This window comes from Pseudomonas sp. TH21 (assembly GCF_016651025.1).
Taxonomy (GTDB): Bacteria; Pseudomonadota; Gammaproteobacteria; order Pseudomonadales; family Pseudomonadaceae; genus Aquipseudomonas; species Aquipseudomonas aylmerensis.
Genome location: NZ_JAEKEQ010000001.1, coordinates 3,472,047 through 3,489,649, shown reverse-complemented (window position 1 = coordinate 3,489,649; position 17,603 = coordinate 3,472,047). Strand labels below are relative to the sequence as shown.

Below are 17,603 nucleotides of genomic sequence, written 5' to 3'. Positions count from 1 at the left end.
CTATGACCACGGAATTTCCTGACGGTGACCGTGCGTACCGTGAGGCGTATTTCCGTGGACTACGTCCTGACCCTGACCTCTGGATCGACGAATGGGCCGACGAGTACATGCGCATCCCGCGCGATACCGGCGCCCCTGAGCCCGGCCAGTACCGCACGGATCGGACGCCGTACGCTCGCGAACCCATGCGCTGCCTGTCACCGGCTCACCCTTGCCGGCGAGTCATCACCATGGTGGCCTCGCAGCTGATGAAAACCCAGATCGCCTTGAACTGGATGGGCGGACTGATCCACATGGCACCGTCCAACATCCTGGCGCTGCTGCCCAGTCTGAGCCTGTCCAAGCGGGTTTCCGGACGGATCAGCAAGACGATTAAGGCGACCCCAGAACTGGCGAAGCGAGTAGCGGCCAGCCGCTCGCGGGATGCCCGCAACACCATGGATACAAAGGAGTTTGAGGGCGGCGCCTTGTACGTCACCACGGCGGGTTCGGCTGCGAACCTTTCCGAATTGTCGGCACGCTACATCTACGGCGATGAGGTCGACCGTTGGGAGAATGACGTCGGCCAGGAGGGTGATCCCATCGTGCTGGCAGAGACGCGGGCGACCAACTTCGGGCGCAATGCCAAGATCTACTTTTCCAGCTCGCCGACGATCAAGGGCGCCTCGCGGATCGCGGACTTGTTCGAGTCCAGCGACCAGCGTTACTACTACGTGCCGTGCCCTTCATGCGGGCATATGCAGGTCTTGGAGTGGGAGCGGCTGCTCTATAGCAAGGACTACCGCACGGTTCACTACCAGTGCGCCGCGCCTGAATGTGACGTCCTGATCGAGGAGCATCACAAAACCGACATGCTCGCCCGTGGCGAGTGGCGTGCCCATGGCAGCGGCGATGGCAAGACGGTGGGTTTCCACCTGAATGCCCTCTACTCGCCGATTGGTTGGAAGGACTGGGCCTCGCTTGCCGAGGAGTTCGAAGACGCCAAGAAGGCCCAGGCCAAGGGCGACATGGGCCTGATGCAGGTGTTCTACAACACCCGTCTCGCCAAAGTCTGGGACAGCGCGCAAGAGCAAACCAAGGCTGAAGTGCTGATCGCTCGGGCACGACTGGAGACCTACACCCTTGGCAGTATGCCGGTGGGCGTGCTGATGCTGACCGGCGCAGTCGATGTCCAGGCCAACCGCCTGGAGCTGATGGTGATGGGCTTCGGCGTCGGTATGGAGCGCTGGGTGGTTGATCACCAGGTGATCTGGGGCGATCCGGCCGACGAGCGCACATGGGCGGTGTTGGATGAAAAGCTCAAAGCCCGATACCGGCATCCCTGCGGTGTTGCCTTGGCGATCCTGGCGACGGGCGTCGACTCTGGTGGTCACCACACCGATGAGGTGTACCAGTTCTGCCGCGTGCGGCGCTGGCGCAACGTATTCGCGCTCAAGGGGGCGAGCAAGCCCGGTAAGCCGGTGATCGCTCAGCGGCCATCCATGGTTGACGTGACGTGGAAAGGGCAGACCGAGCGCGGCGGCGCCGAGCTTTGGTTTGTCGGTACCGACACCGCGAAGGACTGGATCTACAACCGCTACGCCTTCGAGGACGGACCCGGTTCGCTGCACTTTGCCAATGACCTGCCGGACGAGTTCTTCGCCCAATGCGTGGCCGAGCGCAAGGTCGCCCGGTACGTCAAAGGCTACAAGCGTATCGAGTGGGTCAAGGGCAAGGCCGAGCGTAACGAAGCGCTCGACCTGATGGTGTACTGCCTGGCGATGGCGCATTACCTGGGCATCAATCGCTATCAGGAACACGACTGGGAGCGGGTCCGCCAAGCGCTGGCTCAGTCTGGTTTGTTCGACGATGTGTTGGGCGTCAAGCCCGTACAAGGCGAGCGCGTCAATGCTGACGAAACACCTGCACCGGTCGCGGCGCGTCAGTCGTTACCTGCGCCGTCACCTGCAGCGTCTGAGGCCCAACCGCGACCCGCTGCACCACAACAACGCCGCAGCTCCACCAGCGGTTACCTGAAGAGACGCTGATATGTCGTTTACCCCGAAGCACCTCGAAGTCATCGAGCGCGCCATTGCACGCGGTGAAAAGACCGTGCGCTACAGCGACCGCACGGTGGAGTACCGCTCCATCGACGAACTGCTCAAGGCACGCGACGAGATCCGCACCTCGCTGACCAACGCCGCCGGGCCGCGCTCTCGCGTAGTTCGGCTTACTCACGGAGGCAAGGGACTCTAATGGCCCGACATTATCCGACGCTGACCCGTAACGGATTCTTGCTGCCGTCGAACATCAAGGCCAGTTACGAAGGCGCCGGGGAGGGCCGACGTTCGGCCAGTTGGGAGGCCACCGACAACGGCATCAACAGCATCAACACCCCGGCCTTGCGCAACCTGCGGGCTCGCTCGCGGGCGGCGGTGCGCAATGACCCGTATGCGTTCAATGTCATCGACAAGCGCGTCAGCAACCTGATCGGCACCGGCATTACACCCAGGCCAACGACGGACGATGCGGCACTGCGCAAGCTGAAGCAGCAGCTGTGGGACGACTGGGTGGATGAGGCGGATGCCGACGAGCTTACCGACTTCTACGGCATGCAGGCCCTGGTGGCACGCACCGTGGAGACGGCTGGTGAATGCTTTGTAAGGTTGCGACCGCGCAGCCCAAGTGAAGGTTTGGCTGTGCCGCTTCAGCTGCAGGCGCTGGCCCCTGAATTTGTCCCTCACGACAAATTCGAGATGGCCAAAAACGGCAACGTGATCCGCGCCGGTATCGAGTTCAATCCGGCGGGAAAGCGTGTGGCGTACTACATGTACCTATCGCATCCCCGCGACTCGTCGTCGTTGAACGCTGGTTACAACCAGCTGGTGCGCGTACCGGCAACACAGGTGCTGCATATCTTCGAACCGATGGAGCCCGGGCAGTTGCGCGGCGTCCCACGTTTGGCCCCGGTGCTGAAGCGCCTGCGCAGCTTGGATAACTACGACGACGCGGTGCTGTTTCGGCAGGAAGTGGCGAACCTGTTCGCGGGCTTCATCAAGCGCCCGGCACCGGAGGCAACGCAGCAGCCTCGCGATCCCGTTACTGGCATGCCATTGAATGTCGACCGCGACGGCTTCACGCCGATGGTCGCCTTGGAGCCCGGCACCATGCAGGAGCTGGGGCCAGGTGAAGAGGTGGAATTCTCCAAGCCACCAGATGCCGGCAACAACTACCCGGATTTTATGCGGCAGCAGCTGATGGCTGCGGCGGCGGGTTCGGGCACGCCTTACGAGATCCTCACCGGCGACATGCGCGAGGTCAACGACCGGGCGCTGCGAGTTGTACTTAATGAGTTCCGGCGCCGACTGGAGCAGCTGCAATTCGGCGTGTACGTGCATCAGCTGTGTCGCCCGGTACGGGCTGCATGGATGGACATGGCGGTGCTGTCCGGCGCCCTGGTGCTGGAGGATTACGCGCAACGCCGTCGCGAATACTTGCGCACCCGTTGGGTACCGCAAGGCTGGGCCTACATCCAGCCGGTGCAGGACGTACAGGCGCGGAGCATGGAAGTGAAGGCAGGGTTTGCGTCGCGCAGCGAGATGGTGCTGCGCACGGGTTACGACGCGGAAACGGTCGACGCGGAAAACGCCGCCGATCTCGCCAGGGCGACACACCTCGGACTCAACTACACGACTCTTGAAGCCATCGAGACGATTGATGACAAGGAACAACCATGAGCAAAAAATCAAAACCTCGCGTTTACGACAAAGCTGGTAAGCAGGTCACCGTCGCAGATAAGAGCTGGTACACGCTCCAGGCCAGCGGCGAAGCCGAGCAGCGCAACATCGAGATCTTCGTCTATGGCGAGATAGGCGCTTGGGGCGTTACGGCCAATCAGTTCGTGCAGGATCTGCGCGCCATGGATGACGGCGTGTCGCCGGTGATCGTTGCGTTCAACAGCATCGGCGGCGATCTGTTCGACGGCCTGGCGATCCACAACGCACTGTCACGCCTGGGCGAACGCTGCACCGGTCGCATTGATGCTCTGGCAGCTAGTGCGGCCAGTGTCGCAGTGTGCGGCGCTCACCGGGTGGTTATCGCGGCCAACGCCATGTTGATGATCCACAACCCCTACACCTTCACCGGTGGCGATGCGGAAGACTTCCGCCGCGTTGCCGATGTGCTGGACCAGACGCTGGAAGCGATCATCGCGGCCTACAAGGCCAAGGCGCCGGACATCGACGAGGCAGAACTGAGGCGCATGGTTAACGCTGAAACCTGGCTCACGGCCAATGAAGCGGTGGCCTTGGGCCTTGCTGATGAGGTGGGTGACGGCCTGAAGGTTAGCGCCTGTCTCGGCCAGGGAAGTGTATTGCAGCGTTTCCAGCATGCCCCGCCTGAGTTGCTCGCCCAGCTCGATGAAGAGCCAGAGGTTGAACTGCCAGAGCCGAACGATCTACCAGCGCCGGCTCCCGTGCTGGACGCGGCAAAACTGGCGCTGATGGTCACGCAAGGGTGCGCTGCAGCAGGCATCAGCAACCTGGTGGAACCGCTGCTGGCATCAACCAAGCTCGAAAGCGAAGCGGTGATCCAGGCGGCACTTACCAATGCGAAAGCGTTGCACGGCCTCTGCGTTGCAGCCCGCCTGCCAGAGCTGACCGGTGAGTTCATCACCGCCGGCCTGGACGAGGCTGCAGTCAGGGCGCGACTGTTCGACAAGCTGGTGGGCAGTGGCGGCGGCTTTGAAATCAACAACAGCCTGCCGCTGGACAATGACCCCGAACCCACGATCAAGGCCAAGCAGGTCGATACCCACGCAATCTGGAGCAGTCGTCAGGCGGCTCAGAACGGATCCTCGAAAGGAGCAAGAGCATGAAAACTGAATCGATGCACGCGGGCGAGTTCCTGCTGTCTGAAGGTAACGGCAACATTTCCCGCGAAGCGATCAATGTTGCCGCCGGCGGTGCCCTCGAACCGGGCCAGATCCTGGGCCTGATCACCTCGACCAGCGAATTTGCGCCGTATAAGCCAACCGCAGAGGATGGTACTGAAAACGCCATCGCGATCCTCTACGGGCCGTTGAGCGAATCTGATGTGGTAAGGCGCGGTCGTGCCATTGTGCGGCTCGCCGAAGTCAGCGAAGCGCATTTGACCGGCCTCGATCCCGCAGCCGAGAAGGCCCTGGGCGTCAATCACATCATCGTCCGCTAAGACGATCACCCTGTTTATTTATCCCGCCGAGTGCGGGATTTTTCGTTTCTGGAGAGTACCCCATGGCCGATATCGCCATTTTTGAAGATGACGCGTTCAGCGTTTCCTCCCTTACCGCAGCAATCAATGATCAGGAATACTTGCCGGGCCGCATCAGCAGCCTGGGCCTGTTTCGCGAAGAGGGCATCAGCACGATCACCGTTCAGATCGAGAAGGACGGCGACACCCTGGCCCTGGTGCCAGCGGGTGAGCGCGGTACTTCTGGCTTGGTGGTCGGCGCGACCAAGCGTCAGATGATCCCTTTCAACACTGTGCACCTGCCGGAACGCTTCACCATCAAGGCTGATGAGATCCAGGGCATTCGCGCTTTTGGCTCGCGTACCGAGTTGCAGTCTGTACAGGATGTGGTCAACAAGCGGCTGGCAAAGGCTCGCCGTCAGCTGGATGCCACTCACGAATTCCAGCGCATGGGGGCCTTGAACGGCCAGGTGTTGGATGCTGACGGTAAGACCGTGCTGCTGGACATCTATAAAACCTTCGGCGTCCAGCGCAAGAAATTGCCGATGGGCCTGGGCAACCCGGACACTGAGCTGCGTGTGCGCGCCGGCGAAGCGCTCGACATGCAAGAAGAGGCGCTGGGCAGCATTACCAGCACTGGCTCTCGCGCCTTCTGCGGTAAGAACTTCTGGAACAAGCTGATCGTCCACAAGTCGGTCAAAGACACCTATCTCAATACTATGCAGGCCGCCGCCCTGCGTGGCGATGCCCGGGAAAGCTTCGAGTTCGGCGGGATCGTCTGGGAGCGCTATCGCGGCAAGGTGGCGGGCATTTCGTTCGTCCACGACGATAAGGCTCTGCTGATTCCCGAAGGTGTTCCTGATCTGTACATCTCGTCCTTCGCACCGGCTGACTACATGGAAACGGTCAACACTCAAGGCATCCCGTACTACAGCAAGATCGAGCCGCTGCCCTTCAACAAGGGTGTAGCAGGTGAAGCCCAGTCCAATCCGCTGCATCTGTGCACGCGTCCCCTGGCGCAGATCCTGCTGGAACTCTGATCGTGGCGTTTCGCGATCTGATCGAGGACATCGACGACGTGGTCTTCGAAACCCTGGGCGACTCCGCCCAGATCGAAGGCCGCGACGAGCCGGTGCTGGGCATGTTCGTGGCGCCATGGAAGGCGCCGCAGTTTGGCAAAACCCAAACCGCCATCCGGGAACCTCGGTTTGAGATCCGCGTGCGTGATTCGAGCGGTCTCAGCAAGGGCCTGCGGGTCAACGTCGATCTGCCGGTACTGGACGGCGGCGGCGAGTACGATCTGCTGCAATTGGAGCCCGGCGGTGATGGTCTGGTGGCCCTGATCTTGAGGAAGCGTCCATGAGTGTCGGCAGCTACGCACAGCAGAAGCGCGACGGCGGATTGATCAATATTCAGCCTTCGCTGGCAGACCTAAAGCGCTTTCAGGACTTCGGCCGACTGGTGCCAAAGGCAGCAGCTGCTGCACAGCGGCGAGCGATCAACAAAACCCTCGGGTGGCTGCGTACCCACATCGCCAGGGCAGTGGGTAAGCAAGAGCGCATCGCCATTGGCGCGGTCCGGCAACGGTTGCGGGCTTACCCCACCAGTGGCGGTGCGATGCGCGGCAAGCTGTGGTTCGGCCTCAACGCGATTGAGGCCAGCCGCATCGGTCGGGTGCGTCAGACCGGCCGGGGTGTGTCGGTGGCGGGGCGTCGCTATCAGGGTGCATTTTACAAGCAGGTGTACGGCGGCAGCGCCGATATCTGGATCCGTACTGCGAGCAAGCACTTCAACAGCGATGATTACCCTGAGGCGACTCAGGGCCGTCGGCGCAGTGGTTTCGTTGAGGAAAACCACAACCGCTTTCCTCTGGCGAAAGCCAAGGTATCGCTGGAGCAGGCCCGGCCGCACTTTGAGGCGTGGATGAAACGCGCCGATAAACAGTTGCTGGTAGTCCTCGAGCAAGAGCTCAACTACGAACTGCAGAAGTACCTGAAGGGGAGCGCTAATGTCCGATGAAGCGTTCAGTCTGAGCCAGTTGTACCAGGCTATCGAGCAACACCTGACGGAGCGTCTGTCGGGTATTCAGGCGGTGGTGTTTTGGCCCGATATCCCGGAAAACCAAGGCATCCCTTTGCCTTCGGTGTTTCTCGAAATGGCTGAGTTTGAACCGGGTATCGATGTCGGTACCGGCGAAACCAGCCTGGTCTGTAAGTTTGAGGCCCGGATCATCGTTGACCCGATCCAGCCCAATCATCATGAGCAGGCGGTGCACCTGGTGTCGCAACTGGCAGTGCTGCTCCGGCAGCAAAGCTGGGGGCTTGACGTCAACGTCGCGCAATTTGAGCGCGCTACCCAGGACTGGACCAAGCCTGAACTGGATGGCTATGTGGTGTGGGTGGTCGAGTGGACCCAGCAGGTTTATTTGGGGGTGGAAGTTTGGCCTTTCCCCGAAGAGAAGCCGAGCATGCTCAAACTCAACCTGGAGGCATACCGTGCGGGTGATCACCCGGGTGGTGCGCCATGAGCTGGGCCCTGGGTGAACACGACCGCATGATCGCGGCGTTGGTGATGCCATGCGTGGTGGTCGGGGTGGATCTAATGGCCCCAGCGGTGCGGGTCAAGTCGGGTGACTGGGTCAGCGCCTGGGTGCGTTGGCACAGCCAGGCGGCAGGCAAAGCCCGGCACTGGCGCGCGCCGAGCCTGGGCGAGCAGGGAATCCTGTTCAACCCCAGCGGCCAGGCCGGGATGGGCACGTTTGTTCCAGGGTTGTACGGTGGCGCCGGTGCTCCACCGGATAACCGCGATCACGTTGAGGTGTGGCGGTTCGATGATGGCGGCTCCCTGGTCTATGACTGGGAGGCCAAGAGCTACACCATCACCTTGCCCACGGGCACGGTGCGCATCAAGGTAGGGGCGACTGAGGCGGTCGTTACGGATAACTCGGTGACGGTCACAACGACCAACATCAAGTTGATTGCAGACGTTGCAATTGAAGGTTCGTTATCCGTAACGAAAGACGTCTCTATCCAGGGTGCTTTGCATGCCGTGAAAGACATCACCAGTGCCGGCAAGATCATCGACGCCGGCGGCAACAGCGCGAACCACAAACACTAGCCGTTCAATTTCACTGGCCCGCCGCGTGCGGGCTTTTTTGTGCCCGGGGGAAACCATGGCCAAGACTTCTGAAATACCCGTTGCCGGCGCTGGGCCTGGCTCAACGTTTCGCGACAAGCTCTATACCTCGCGCACCCTGATCCTGCCCGAAAGCGGCCGCCCTCTGGCGGTTTTCAAGGCGCAGGTGTCGGTACCAGCGGCGGACGCCGAGGCGCTGGAATACCTCAAGGCCCATGAGGAATTCGAACTACTGCAGGAGTGACCTAGATGATCGGAATGGACCGCCACACCGGCCAGCCCATTTCGGGTCTTGCTCATTTGCGGCAATGCATCGGGGACATTTTGAGCACTCCGCTGGGCAGTCGCCGGCAGCGGCCAGAGTACGGCAGCAAGTTGCGCCGCTACGTGGACTTGCCGGTTAACGAGGGCTGGAAAGGGGCTGTTCAGGCCGAGGCAAGCAGGGCGTTAAGCCGCTGGGAGCCCCGTCTGAAGCTGGAACGCGTGCAGGCCATTTCTGTCCTGGGCGGCCTGGTCAAGATTCAAGTCACCGGTGTTTACCTGGGCGAAAGCGTACTGCTGGAGGTAAGTGTATGAGTATCGTTGACCTGTCGGAGTTACCGGCACCGGACGTGCTTGAGCCCCTGGACTTTGAAGAGGTCTACACGGAATCGCTCGGTGTCTTTCGTGACTTCATGGGCGACAACTGGAGTGCACCCCTTGAGAGTGATCCGGTGGTCAAGTTGCTGGAAGCCGGTGCTTATGCGCGCATTGGTGATCGCGCCCGGGTAAACGATGCAGCCAAGGCGTTGATGCTCGCGCATGCGATTCGTGGCGACCTCGATCAGTTGGGGGCGAACGTCAACACGCCGCGCCTGGTGATCCAGGCGGAAGACCTGCGTGCAGTGCCGCCGGTGGAGAAGATCACAGAAGGTGACGATGCCTACCGCGAACGGATCCAGATGGCCTACGAGGGCTTGACGACGGCCGGCCCGCGTAACAGCTACAAGTTGCATGCCCGCAACGCTTCGGCCCTGGTGGCGGATGCGTCCGCTGAAAGCCCGGCGCCGGCATGCGTTACGGTAACGGTGCTGGGCTTGTCGGGTGATGGGACGGTCAGCCCTGAATTGCTGGCGGTGGTCGCTGCAGCGGTCAACGATGAAAACGTTCGGCCACTGGGTGATCGGGTCACGGTGCAAAGCGCCGAGGTGTTGCTGTACCGCGTCGACGCGGTGCTGTACATGAAAGGCCCAGGGCCTGAAAGCGCCGTGGCGCTCGCTGAGGCGGAAAGGCGGCTCGCCGCCTGGATCAACCCGCGCCGCCGCTTGGGTGTCGAGGTAGCGCGTTCAGCTGTGGACGCGCAGGTGCACGTTCCTGGGGTTTCACGCGTTGAGCTGCCCGGGTGGCAGGATCTTGCCCCTACAGAGGCGCAGGCGGCCTTCTGCACTGGCTACAGCGTCACGCTGGGGGAGTGACATGAAGAGCTTACTGCCGATCAATAGCACTCAGCTGGAGCGGGCGATTGAGGCGGCAAGCACGGATCAAACCGTGATTCCCCTGCGCTCGCTCTACAACCCCATGACTTGCCCCGTTCATTTGCTCCCCCACCTTGCGTGGGCCTGGTCTGTCGATCGCTGGGATGATCGTTGGACGGAGGCGGCCAAGCGCAATGCGGTACGGGCGTCGTTTTATATCCACTCACGCAAGGGAACCATCGGCGCGCTGCGCCGCGTGGTGGAGCCGCTTGGCTATCTGCTGGAGGTGATCGAGTGGTGGCAGACGGTGCCCGAAGGACCGCCGGCGACGTTCGCCCTGAGGGTCGGCGTACTTGACACCGGCATTACTGAAGAAATGTTCAGTGAGCTGGAGCGCCTGATTGACGACGCCAAGCCCGTGAGCCGGCATCTGACCGGGCTCGACATAACGCTCGAAACTCGCGCTAACGCCTATACCGGCTTCGCTGTTTATGACGGTGATGAAATCGACGTTTACCCCTGGGCCAACCCCGATATCGACGTGGTGATTCAAGGCCATGCAGGCGTAAGCGAATACACCCTCGACGAACTGGATGTGTACTCACATGGTTGATAAGAATTCTATTTTTGGCGGCATGATCACCACGCAGGGGGCCGCCAAGAAGACCAACTGCGATGCCCTCGGTATTCCGTGGGAGCCGCGTTACATGTTGATCGGCGATGCCAACGGCACCGATCCGGTGCCCAGTCCTTCGCAGACCAAGCTGGTCAATCAGGTTTATCGCGCGCAGATCAATCAGCTGCGGGTATCTCCGACGGATGCCAATGTGCTGATTGCCGAGGTGGTGTTGCCGCCCGACGTGGGCGGTTGGTGGGTGCGCGAGTTGGCCCTAGAGGACAAGGACGGCGTGTTTTCTGCGGTGGCCAACGCGCCGCCGAGTTACAAGCCAGTGCTGGCCCAGGGCTCGGGGCGCAATCAGGTGGTGCGTATGCACATCATCACCAACGGCACCTCGAACATTCAGCTGAAAATCGACCCGGCGGTGGTGCTGGCTACGCGTCAGTATGTCGATGAGGCGGTTAACGGCCTTCTGCCGGCAAACAAGCCTGCTGGCACCTACACCAAGGTGACGGTCAATGATCGCGGCGTTTTCGTTTCTGGATCTAACCCGACCACGTTGGCGGGGTATGGCATCACCGACACGTATACCAAGGACCAAATCACGGCAATGATCGCCCAGGCCTCGGCTCTGCCGGTTGGCTCGATGATCGGATTCCCGGTAGACAAAGTCGCGCCGGGCTTTCTGGAGCTGGACGGTAGCGTCAAAAGCGTTGCGACGTATCCAGACCTGGCGACGTTCCTGGGCGGTGCATTCAACAAGGGCGACGAGGGCGCCGGCAACTTCCGCCTGCCTGAGTCGCGAGGGGAATTCCTGCGGGGCTGGGATCATGGGCGCGGGGTTGATGCGGGGCGTGCTGTTGGTAGCTGGCAAAAAGGTACGTTCCACAACATCGGTGCAGGACCGACAGTCGACACCATTACGGATTACGCTGAAATTTCAGGGGATAAAGCATTTACCGAAATGGGTCTGGATGATGTCGATCCTGCGCTTTACCCCTACGTTCGATTTAACCAGTCGGGGACAGGTCAGGGCGTACAAAGGCCAAGTCGGGTTGAGATTAGTTATGGGGTAACGCGACCTCGAAACCTTTCGGTTATGTGGTGTATCAAAGCCTGGAACGCACCGATCAATCAGGGGAATATCGACGTAGCGGTCCTGGCCAGCGAAGTCGAGAAGACCCGAAACCTCTCGATTCAAGGTGCTTACCGGGGAATCCTTCTCTCTGCGCCCGGCGTCGGATCGATAATCTCGGGCCGCGTTGATCAGGTGATTGTCAAAGATGGGGCCGGAGTGGCGCGTCGTATCAGCGGGCTTTCTGCTGCGATCAATCTGGCTACCGTTGGAGCCAATGGCCTGGATGTCGGGGTATTGGCGGCGTCGAGCTTTTACTCGTTGTGGGCTGTCAACGGCGCAGCCCAGGCGTTCATCGCTGCGCTGTGCCCTGTCCTGGCAGGGGCGACAACTGCGGGTTCTGCGGTTGTTACCGGTTTGCCCAGTACCGCGTCACTGCGAGTTGGCATGCAGCTGTCGAGTTCGGCATTCCCTGCCGGCTCGGTTGTGCAAAGCATTGATTCGCCGTCTCAAATCAATGTGAGCGCCCTGGCGTTGACTACGACTGCGGCGGCATCTTTGCGCTTCGTCTATGAGCCGGTGATGCCTGCTGGATACACGTCAAAGGCGCGCGTAGGCATGTTTCTGACGGCGACGAACGGGGTGCCATATGCTTACACGCAGATCGACAGCCTTCTCCTTTTCGATCCGACAGCGGCGTCGAATACGCTCAATTACCCGATGGCTGTGTCGGGTGTCGCAAGTGCGCCAGTGTCTGTTTCGCTCGCAAACCTCGTGCCGCCAACAGCCCGTAAGGTTTCGTTGGTTGCGGGGTGCACGGGTGGCTACGTGGGCTTTGCGCCTGAGGGGGCTTTCGCCTCAACGCCTGGCACTGGCTATCTGAGCCCGGCGCAGTTGAACGGGTTCCCGTTTGCTGGGGGTTACAACGCTTCAGGCCCTGTTCCTACGGCGCAGGGTGAGTTTATTTTGCGGCGTATGAGCTTCCTGTATTGCGCAACCGCAGCATCGGCTGTTGCACAGGTCATGGGCTGGGAGGACGGGTTATGAGTTTTGCTGTTCGTAATGACGGCGTTTACCGCTGCCGGTCTATCGGTGGGCCTGAGGAGCTGTTGCCCGGCGAGGTGTTTTCTGAGGTCTATGTCCCGTTGCTTTCGGTTGGTGTTGATGTTGATGCCGAGCGTTCGTGGCGTGATGGGGAACTGGCGAGTCTCATGTGGCTGCGTGAGCGGCACCGTGACCAGTTGGAAATCGGCCGCGAAACAACACTCTCAGCTGAGCATTTCACTGAGCTGCTGGAGTACATGCAGGATCTGCGCGACTGGCCACAATCGCCGGACTTTCCCGACATCGAGCAGCGGCCAGTGCCGCCGGCCTGGATTGCCGAGCAAACCCAATAAACGCCCCGCACTGACGGGGCGTTTTCTTTTCCGTTACGCGTAACACGAACAACCCACGGCCTCGCTTATGCGGGGCTTTTTCGTTTCTGGAGATTGCCCTATGAGTTTCTTTCACGGTGTGACCGTCACCAACGTGGACACCGGCGCGCGGCCTATCGCGGTGCCGTCGTCCTCGATCATCGGTCTGTGCGACACCTTTACCCCAGGGCCTAAGGTGACGGCCAAGCCTAACCAGGTGCTGATGATCACTCGCGAAAGCGAAGCGGTGGCGGCCTGGGGTGAGGACGCGGCGATCACCAAATCCATCAAGGCGATCTACATGCGGGCCAAGGCGGTGATCGTCGCGTGCGGTGTCGAGAAGCTGGCCACGCCCGCGCTGCAGACCTCGGCCATCATCGGTGGCGTTCTGGCGGATGGTCAGCGTACCGGCATGCAGGCGCTGCTTGACGGTAAGAGCCGTTTCAATGCTCAGCCCCGTTTGCTGATTACCCCGGGCCACAGCGCGACCCAGGCCGTGGCCACGTCGCTCGATGCGCTCGCCGGCAAGTTGCGCGGCCTCGCCATCGTTGATGGCCCGAACACCACCGACGAGGCGGCTATTGCCTACGCCGAAAACTTCGGCAGCAAGCGCGTGTTTCTGGTGGATCCTGGCGTGCAGGCCTGGGACACCGGTCTCAGTGAAACCGTGGACGCACCAGCGTCGGCTTGGGTGGCTGGCCTGTTCGCCTGGACCGATAACGAATACGGTTTTTGGGCCTCGCCGTCGAACAAGGAGTTTGTCGGCATCACCGGTACCACGCGCCCGATTGAATTTTTGGACGGCGACGCAACGTGCCGGGCCAACCTGCTCAACAACGCGAACATCACCACGATCATTCGCGACGATGGCTACCGCCTGTGGGGCAACCGTACCTGTTCCAGCGATCCAAAGTGGGCCTTTGTCACGCGTGTGCGTACCCAGGATATCGTCATGGACGCGATCCTCTACGGGCACAAGTGGGCGGTTGACCGCTCGATCACCAAGACCTACGTCAGCGACGTGACTGAAGGCCTGGAGAACTTCATGCGCGACCTGAAAAAGCAGGGCGCGGTGATCAACTTCGAAGTGTTCCCGGACGACGAGCTGAACACTGCCAGTCAGCTGGAGCAGGGCAAAGTCTATTGGCGCATCCGTTTCACGGACGTGCCGCCGGCTGAGAACCCCACTTTCCTCGTTGAAGTCACGAATCAGTGGATCACCGAAGTCATCGAAACCAAAGCCTAAGGAGGCTTCGCAATGTCCATGATTCCCCAAACGCTGTTCATGATGAACATGTTTGTCGACGGCATGAGCTTTGCCGGCGACGTGCCGACTTTGAGCTTGCCCAAGATGAAAATCAAAACCGGCGAGTACCAGGGCGGCGGCATGGATGCCCCCATTGATATGGATCAGGGCATGGAAAAGCTCGAGGCGTCTTTCAGCACCAAGGGCGTGCGCCGTGAGTCGATGAAGTTTTTCGGCCTGGCGGATCAGACGGCGTTCAACGCCGTTTTCCGTGGCTCGTTCAAGGGGCAGAAGGGGGCCACCACCGCGGTGGTTGCCACCATTCGCGGCATGGTCTCGGAGTTGGACCCGGGCGAGTGGAAGCCAGGCGGCGACGCTGAGTTCAAGTACGCCGTCAGTGTCAGTTACTACAAGCTGGAAGTCGCTGGCGTTCGGATGTTCGAAATCGACCCTGTCAACGCGGTACGCGTCATCAACGGCGTTGACCAACTCGCGGCTGTTCGCCGTGACCTCGGCCTTTAAGGAAAAGTACCCATGGCTAAAGAAATCGACATAATTCCAGAGTGGCTGACGATCACCGTTGACTCGGCAACCATCAAGCTGTCCAAGATCGTCAAAGTGAATCAGGTCGACACCGATCAGTTGGTCATGCGCTCCCCAACCGTCCGAGAGGTCCGCCACGCGACCAAGGCCTGCCCGGACGATGAAGATCAAAGCGAAATGATTCTGTTCGCTAGCCTGACCGATGCAGGTGCGAATGATCTGTGTGAGCTGAGCGTGCGTGATTACAAGCGCCTGCAGGCCGCCTATTTTCGCCTGGTGCGCGAGGACCGGGTTTAACGAAGAAATACAGAGAAAGCTGGCTCAGCGGCTGGCTCGGGAAATGTCTTTCTCGGCCAGCGAAATCGAAGCCATGTCTTTCTCGACGATGATCTGGTGGCTCAAGGAGTGAGCCGCCTGGACCTTTTCGGAGTGACCCCCCATGGCGAACAACCTGGCGCTTGGCGTAGTCATCGGCGGCGCTATCAGTTCAACCGTTGGCGCGGCCTTCAAGGACGTTGAAGGGCGAATCAAGAAACTCAGTGATCAGGGCACCAAGGCCCGGGTACTGCAAAGCACTATCGGCGACACCATTCGCTTGCGTGATGAGTGGAAAAAAGCCCATGACACCGGATCGGCCTCGGCGGACGGTCTGCTGAAAAAGCTGGAATCAAACCTCAGAACCCTCAAGGATCAGGGCGTTGAGGTCAGCAAGTTGCGAAACGAGTACCAGAAACTCGGCCAAGTGGCCCGTGGGGCTGAGCTTAAGGCGCTCGGCCACACACAACTCAAGCAGGGTAAGGATGGGCTGAAAAGCTCGCTCGGCCAGGCCACGGCGCTGTCGGCGGCCGTCGCCATTCCTACCAAGATATCCGGTGACTATCAGGCGCAAGTGCGCCAGATGTCGCTGTGGGCGCACACCGCCGGCACTGAAGACGAAGGCAAGATGGCCGAAATGGTCTCGACCATTGCGGACGACAAAGGCATGAGTCGCCAGCTGCTGGCCAAGGCGGTCGGTGGCCTGATTGAAAAGGGCGTTGAATGGCAGGAGGCCAGCGAATACGCCGGCCAGATTGCTGACCTGATCGACGGCCAGGGCATGGAAGCCGAGACCATTGCCACCTTGATCAACTCTTTCAAAGAGGCGGGTGTTAAGAAAGAGGACATGGCCGGCATGCTTGGCCAAGTTGCGGCGGCGGGCGATATCGGCGCCTTCGGTCCCAAGGACATGGCCCGGTATCTGCCGGCCATGCTCGGCAACATCAAGCGCCTGGGCATGGAAGGTCCCGAAGCGGTGCGTTTCCTCGGTGCCAGCTTGCAATCGCAGTACTCGCAAACTCAGGACTCGGCGGCCGCTGCGACCAATATGAATAACCTGCTGAGCGCGGTGATCAGCAGCACCAGCCAGGAACGTTTTGCCAAGGAAGGCTACGACCTGGCCGGCTCGATCATTGCCGCGACCAAGAGCGGCAAGGCGGCCAACCCGGTCGACGCGTTCATCATGCTCAGTCAGGAAATGATCAAGCGTCAGGATCCGGCGAAGGCCAAGAAGATCGAGGCCCTGAAGGCCAAGATCAAGGCGGCCGCCGACGGCAGTGCCGAGGAACAGCAGGCCATGGTGGCCCTGACTGAGGCGGCCGGGCTGGCCAACATCGTCAGCGATCAGAGCGCTAGTGCGGGCTTGCTCGCGCAAATCAAATACGGCGACAAGATCAAGGCCGATATGGTCACGATCAAGCACACCGACGGCAAGACCAAGATCGAGGCGGACGCGGCCAAGGCGCGCGAGACGTCTAACCGCAAATGGTCGACGGCTACGGCAGGCATGGAGGCGTCCATGATCAGCCTGGGCGATGGCCTGCGGCCGCTGACTGACAAGGTCGCGGATGGTCTGGGCAAAGTTGGCTATGCACTGGCTGACCTGGCCAACAAGTACCAGCCCGTAACGGCGGTGATTGCCGGTGTGGCGGCCGGTGCTGTCACCTTGGGCGCGGCGTTGAGCGCGCTCAAGATCGGTAAGGGTTTATTGAACATCGGCCGTGGATCGCTGATGGGCAACCCGAATATCCCGCAAAAGGTCATCGTGACCAACCTTCCTGCAGGCGGTTTGGGTGGCCTGGATGGCGGTGTGGACGGTGGTGGCAAAGACGGTAAAGGAGGGAAGGGCGGGAAGGGTGGCAAGGTCGGTATGGCGGTGAAGGGAATCGCCGCGTTGGCAGTCGTTGAGGCCGGTTTCAAGATCAAAGATACCTACGACAATGCCACCACACGGGACGGAAAAGCCGAAGGGTATGGCGAGGCGGCCGGGGGCTTGGCAGGCACGCTTGCCGGGGCTGCGGCCGGTGCTGCGATTGGCTCGGCGATACCGGTGATCGGCACTGTTGTCGGCGGGCTGCTGGGCGCGTACCTGGGCAGCATGGGCGGCGATGCGCTGGGCGGCTACCTGGGGAAAGCGGTGTTTGGCGGTGACGACGGGCTGAAGAAAATGCCCGATGCGGGGCCGCTGATGATGGCCAATGCCGGCAAGGATATCCCGCCTGTGATGGCTGATATCGCGGCGTCTTTTGCGCCTAAAGCCAATGGCGCTGGCCCTCTGCTGATGCCTGGCGCCGTCAAGACGCCGGGGCCGGTGGGTGGTGACGTGGTTCGTTCGCTGGCTTCGCCGCCGGCATCGAGCACACCCGCTGCGGTTTCGTTGATGGCGGTACCGCCAAAACCGCTGGCACCCAAGATCGAGCAGAAGGTTGATATCAGCGCGCCCATTCAGGTGACCGTGCAAGGGGACGTGAAGGATCCGGCGCAACTGGCCCGAGAGCTTCGCCCGTACATCGAGCAGCAACAGCGGGAAATCACTCAGCAACTGGAGAGCCGCAAGCTCTACGACGATGCGCACCTTTGACCTGGGGGACTT

The 17,603-nt window shown here is 60.9% G+C and carries 20 protein-coding genes; all 20 read left to right on the top strand.

What is annotated here, in order from left to right:
- Positions 1-2: 2 nt before the first annotated feature.
- Positions 3-2,027: a phage terminase large subunit family protein gene (locus JFU04_RS15305; protein WP_201144734.1), complete on the top strand. Its 2,025-nt coding sequence runs from the start codon at positions 3-5 to the stop codon at positions 2,025-2,027.
- 1 nt (position 2,028) lies between these two features.
- Complete coding sequence (locus JFU04_RS15300) at positions 2,029-2,235, top strand: phage head-tail joining protein (RefSeq protein ID WP_098480164.1); 207 nt, start codon at positions 2,029-2,031, stop codon at positions 2,233-2,235.
- Entirely contained in the window at positions 2,235-3,716 is a 1,482-nt protein-coding gene (locus JFU04_RS15295) for a phage portal protein (protein WP_201144732.1), read from the top strand. The genes JFU04_RS15300 and JFU04_RS15295 overlap by 1 nt, the downstream gene beginning before the upstream one ends.
- Complete coding sequence (locus tag JFU04_RS15290) at positions 3,713-4,855, top strand: head maturation protease, ClpP-related (protein WP_201144731.1); 1,143 nt, start codon at positions 3,713-3,715, stop codon at positions 4,853-4,855. The genes JFU04_RS15295 and JFU04_RS15290 overlap by 4 nt, the downstream gene beginning before the upstream one ends.
- Entirely contained in the window at positions 4,852-5,190 is a 339-nt protein-coding gene (locus JFU04_RS15285; RefSeq protein ID WP_201144729.1) for a head decoration protein, read from the top strand. Before JFU04_RS15290 ends, JFU04_RS15285 begins: the two co-directional genes overlap by 4 nt.
- Positions 5,191-5,252: 62 nt before the next feature.
- Positions 5,253-6,248, top strand: coding sequence for a major capsid protein (locus JFU04_RS15280; RefSeq protein WP_201144726.1), 996 nt, complete (start codon positions 5,253-5,255; stop codon positions 6,246-6,248).
- Positions 6,249-6,250: 2 nt separating this feature from the next.
- Positions 6,251-6,571: a head-tail joining protein gene (locus tag JFU04_RS15275; RefSeq protein ID WP_201144724.1), complete on the top strand. Its 321-nt coding sequence runs from the start codon at positions 6,251-6,253 to the stop codon at positions 6,569-6,571.
- Positions 6,568-7,227, top strand: a complete 660-nt coding sequence (locus JFU04_RS15270; RefSeq protein ID WP_201144722.1) for a hypothetical protein — start codon at positions 6,568-6,570, stop codon at positions 7,225-7,227. Before JFU04_RS15275 ends, JFU04_RS15270 begins: the two co-directional genes overlap by 4 nt.
- Positions 7,217-7,735: a hypothetical protein gene (locus JFU04_RS15265; RefSeq protein ID WP_201144721.1), complete on the top strand. Its 519-nt coding sequence runs from the start codon at positions 7,217-7,219 to the stop codon at positions 7,733-7,735. Before JFU04_RS15270 ends, JFU04_RS15265 begins: the two co-directional genes overlap by 11 nt.
- A complete protein-coding gene (locus tag JFU04_RS15260) occupies positions 7,732-8,325 on the top strand; it encodes a phage baseplate assembly protein V (protein ID WP_201144719.1) in 594 nt (197 codons plus the stop codon). The genes JFU04_RS15265 and JFU04_RS15260 overlap by 4 nt, the downstream gene beginning before the upstream one ends.
- A gap of 55 nt (positions 8,326-8,380) precedes the next feature.
- Positions 8,381-8,587: a hypothetical protein gene (locus JFU04_RS15255; RefSeq protein WP_201144717.1), complete on the top strand. Its 207-nt coding sequence runs from the start codon at positions 8,381-8,383 to the stop codon at positions 8,585-8,587.
- A 5-nt stretch (positions 8,588-8,592) separates the two neighbouring features.
- Entirely contained in the window at positions 8,593-8,919 is a 327-nt protein-coding gene (locus JFU04_RS15250) for a GPW/gp25 family protein (RefSeq protein WP_098480154.1), read from the top strand.
- Positions 8,916-9,797 carry a baseplate assembly protein gene (locus tag JFU04_RS15245; protein WP_201144715.1) on the top strand — a complete coding sequence of 294 codons (882 nt, stop codon included), beginning with the start codon at positions 8,916-8,918 and terminating at the stop codon, positions 9,795-9,797. The genes JFU04_RS15250 and JFU04_RS15245 overlap by 4 nt, the downstream gene beginning before the upstream one ends.
- 1 nt (position 9,798) lies before the next feature.
- Complete coding sequence (locus tag JFU04_RS15240) at positions 9,799-10,410, top strand: phage tail protein I (RefSeq protein ID WP_201144713.1); 612 nt, start codon at positions 9,799-9,801, stop codon at positions 10,408-10,410.
- Complete coding sequence (locus JFU04_RS15235; RefSeq protein ID WP_201144711.1) at positions 10,403-12,538, top strand: phage tail protein; 2,136 nt, start codon at positions 10,403-10,405, stop codon at positions 12,536-12,538. Before JFU04_RS15240 ends, JFU04_RS15235 begins: the two co-directional genes overlap by 8 nt.
- Positions 12,535-12,888 (top strand): phage tail assembly chaperone, encoded by a 354-nt coding sequence (locus JFU04_RS15230; RefSeq protein ID WP_201144709.1) that lies wholly within the window; start codon positions 12,535-12,537, stop codon positions 12,886-12,888. Before JFU04_RS15235 ends, JFU04_RS15230 begins: the two co-directional genes overlap by 4 nt.
- 100 nt (positions 12,889-12,988) lie before the next feature.
- Positions 12,989-14,152 (top strand): phage tail sheath subtilisin-like domain-containing protein, encoded by a 1,164-nt coding sequence (locus tag JFU04_RS15225; RefSeq protein ID WP_201144707.1) that lies wholly within the window; start codon positions 12,989-12,991, stop codon positions 14,150-14,152.
- A gap of 18 nt (positions 14,153-14,170) precedes the next feature.
- On the top strand, positions 14,171-14,674 hold the full coding sequence (locus JFU04_RS15220; protein ID WP_098480928.1) for a phage major tail tube protein: 504 nt from the start codon (positions 14,171-14,173) through the stop codon (positions 14,672-14,674).
- A gap of 12 nt (positions 14,675-14,686) precedes the next feature.
- The gene (locus tag JFU04_RS15215; RefSeq protein ID WP_201144705.1) at positions 14,687-14,992 is read left to right on the top strand and encodes a phage tail assembly protein; all 306 of its coding nucleotides are present in this window, start codon (positions 14,687-14,689) and stop codon (positions 14,990-14,992) included.
- Between the two features lie 142 nt (positions 14,993-15,134).
- On the top strand, positions 15,135-17,591 hold the full coding sequence (locus JFU04_RS15210; RefSeq protein ID WP_201144703.1) for a phage tail tape measure protein: 2,457 nt from the start codon (positions 15,135-15,137) through the stop codon (positions 17,589-17,591).
- Positions 17,592-17,603: the final 12 nt, after the last annotated feature.

Bases quoted from the DNA above. Each gene is read 5' to 3' on its own strand.
- JFU04_RS15305 (WP_201144734.1), top strand. From the start codon at position 3: ATGACCACGGAATTTCCTGACGGTGACCGTGCGTACCGTGAGGCGTAT.
- JFU04_RS15300 (WP_098480164.1), top strand. From the start codon at position 2,029: ATGTCGTTTACCCCGAAGCACCTCGAAGTCATCGAGCGCGCCATTGCA.
- JFU04_RS15295 (WP_201144732.1), top strand. From the start codon at position 2,235: ATGGCCCGACATTATCCGACGCTGACCCGTAACGGATTCTTGCTGCCG.
- JFU04_RS15290 (WP_201144731.1), top strand. From the start codon at position 3,713: ATGAGCAAAAAATCAAAACCTCGCGTTTACGACAAAGCTGGTAAGCAG.
- JFU04_RS15285 (WP_201144729.1), top strand. From the start codon at position 4,852: ATGAAAACTGAATCGATGCACGCGGGCGAGTTCCTGCTGTCTGAAGGT.
- JFU04_RS15280 (WP_201144726.1), top strand. From the start codon at position 5,253: ATGGCCGATATCGCCATTTTTGAAGATGACGCGTTCAGCGTTTCCTCC.
- JFU04_RS15270 (WP_201144722.1), top strand. From the start codon at position 6,568: ATGAGTGTCGGCAGCTACGCACAGCAGAAGCGCGACGGCGGATTGATC.
- JFU04_RS15265 (WP_201144721.1), top strand. From the start codon at position 7,217: ATGTCCGATGAAGCGTTCAGTCTGAGCCAGTTGTACCAGGCTATCGAG.
- JFU04_RS15260 (WP_201144719.1), top strand. From the start codon at position 7,732: ATGAGCTGGGCCCTGGGTGAACACGACCGCATGATCGCGGCGTTGGTG.
- JFU04_RS15255 (WP_201144717.1), top strand. From the start codon at position 8,381: ATGGCCAAGACTTCTGAAATACCCGTTGCCGGCGCTGGGCCTGGCTCA.
- JFU04_RS15250 (WP_098480154.1), top strand. From the start codon at position 8,593: ATGATCGGAATGGACCGCCACACCGGCCAGCCCATTTCGGGTCTTGCT.
- JFU04_RS15245 (WP_201144715.1), top strand. From the start codon at position 8,916: ATGAGTATCGTTGACCTGTCGGAGTTACCGGCACCGGACGTGCTTGAG.
- JFU04_RS15240 (WP_201144713.1), top strand. From the start codon at position 9,799: ATGAAGAGCTTACTGCCGATCAATAGCACTCAGCTGGAGCGGGCGATT.
- JFU04_RS15235 (WP_201144711.1), top strand. From the start codon at position 10,403: ATGGTTGATAAGAATTCTATTTTTGGCGGCATGATCACCACGCAGGGG.
- JFU04_RS15230 (WP_201144709.1), top strand. From the start codon at position 12,535: ATGAGTTTTGCTGTTCGTAATGACGGCGTTTACCGCTGCCGGTCTATC.
- JFU04_RS15225 (WP_201144707.1), top strand. From the start codon at position 12,989: ATGAGTTTCTTTCACGGTGTGACCGTCACCAACGTGGACACCGGCGCG.
- JFU04_RS15220 (WP_098480928.1), top strand. From the start codon at position 14,171: ATGATTCCCCAAACGCTGTTCATGATGAACATGTTTGTCGACGGCATG.
- JFU04_RS15215 (WP_201144705.1), top strand. From the start codon at position 14,687: ATGGCTAAAGAAATCGACATAATTCCAGAGTGGCTGACGATCACCGTT.
- JFU04_RS15210 (WP_201144703.1), top strand. From the start codon at position 15,135: ATGGCGAACAACCTGGCGCTTGGCGTAGTCATCGGCGGCGCTATCAGT.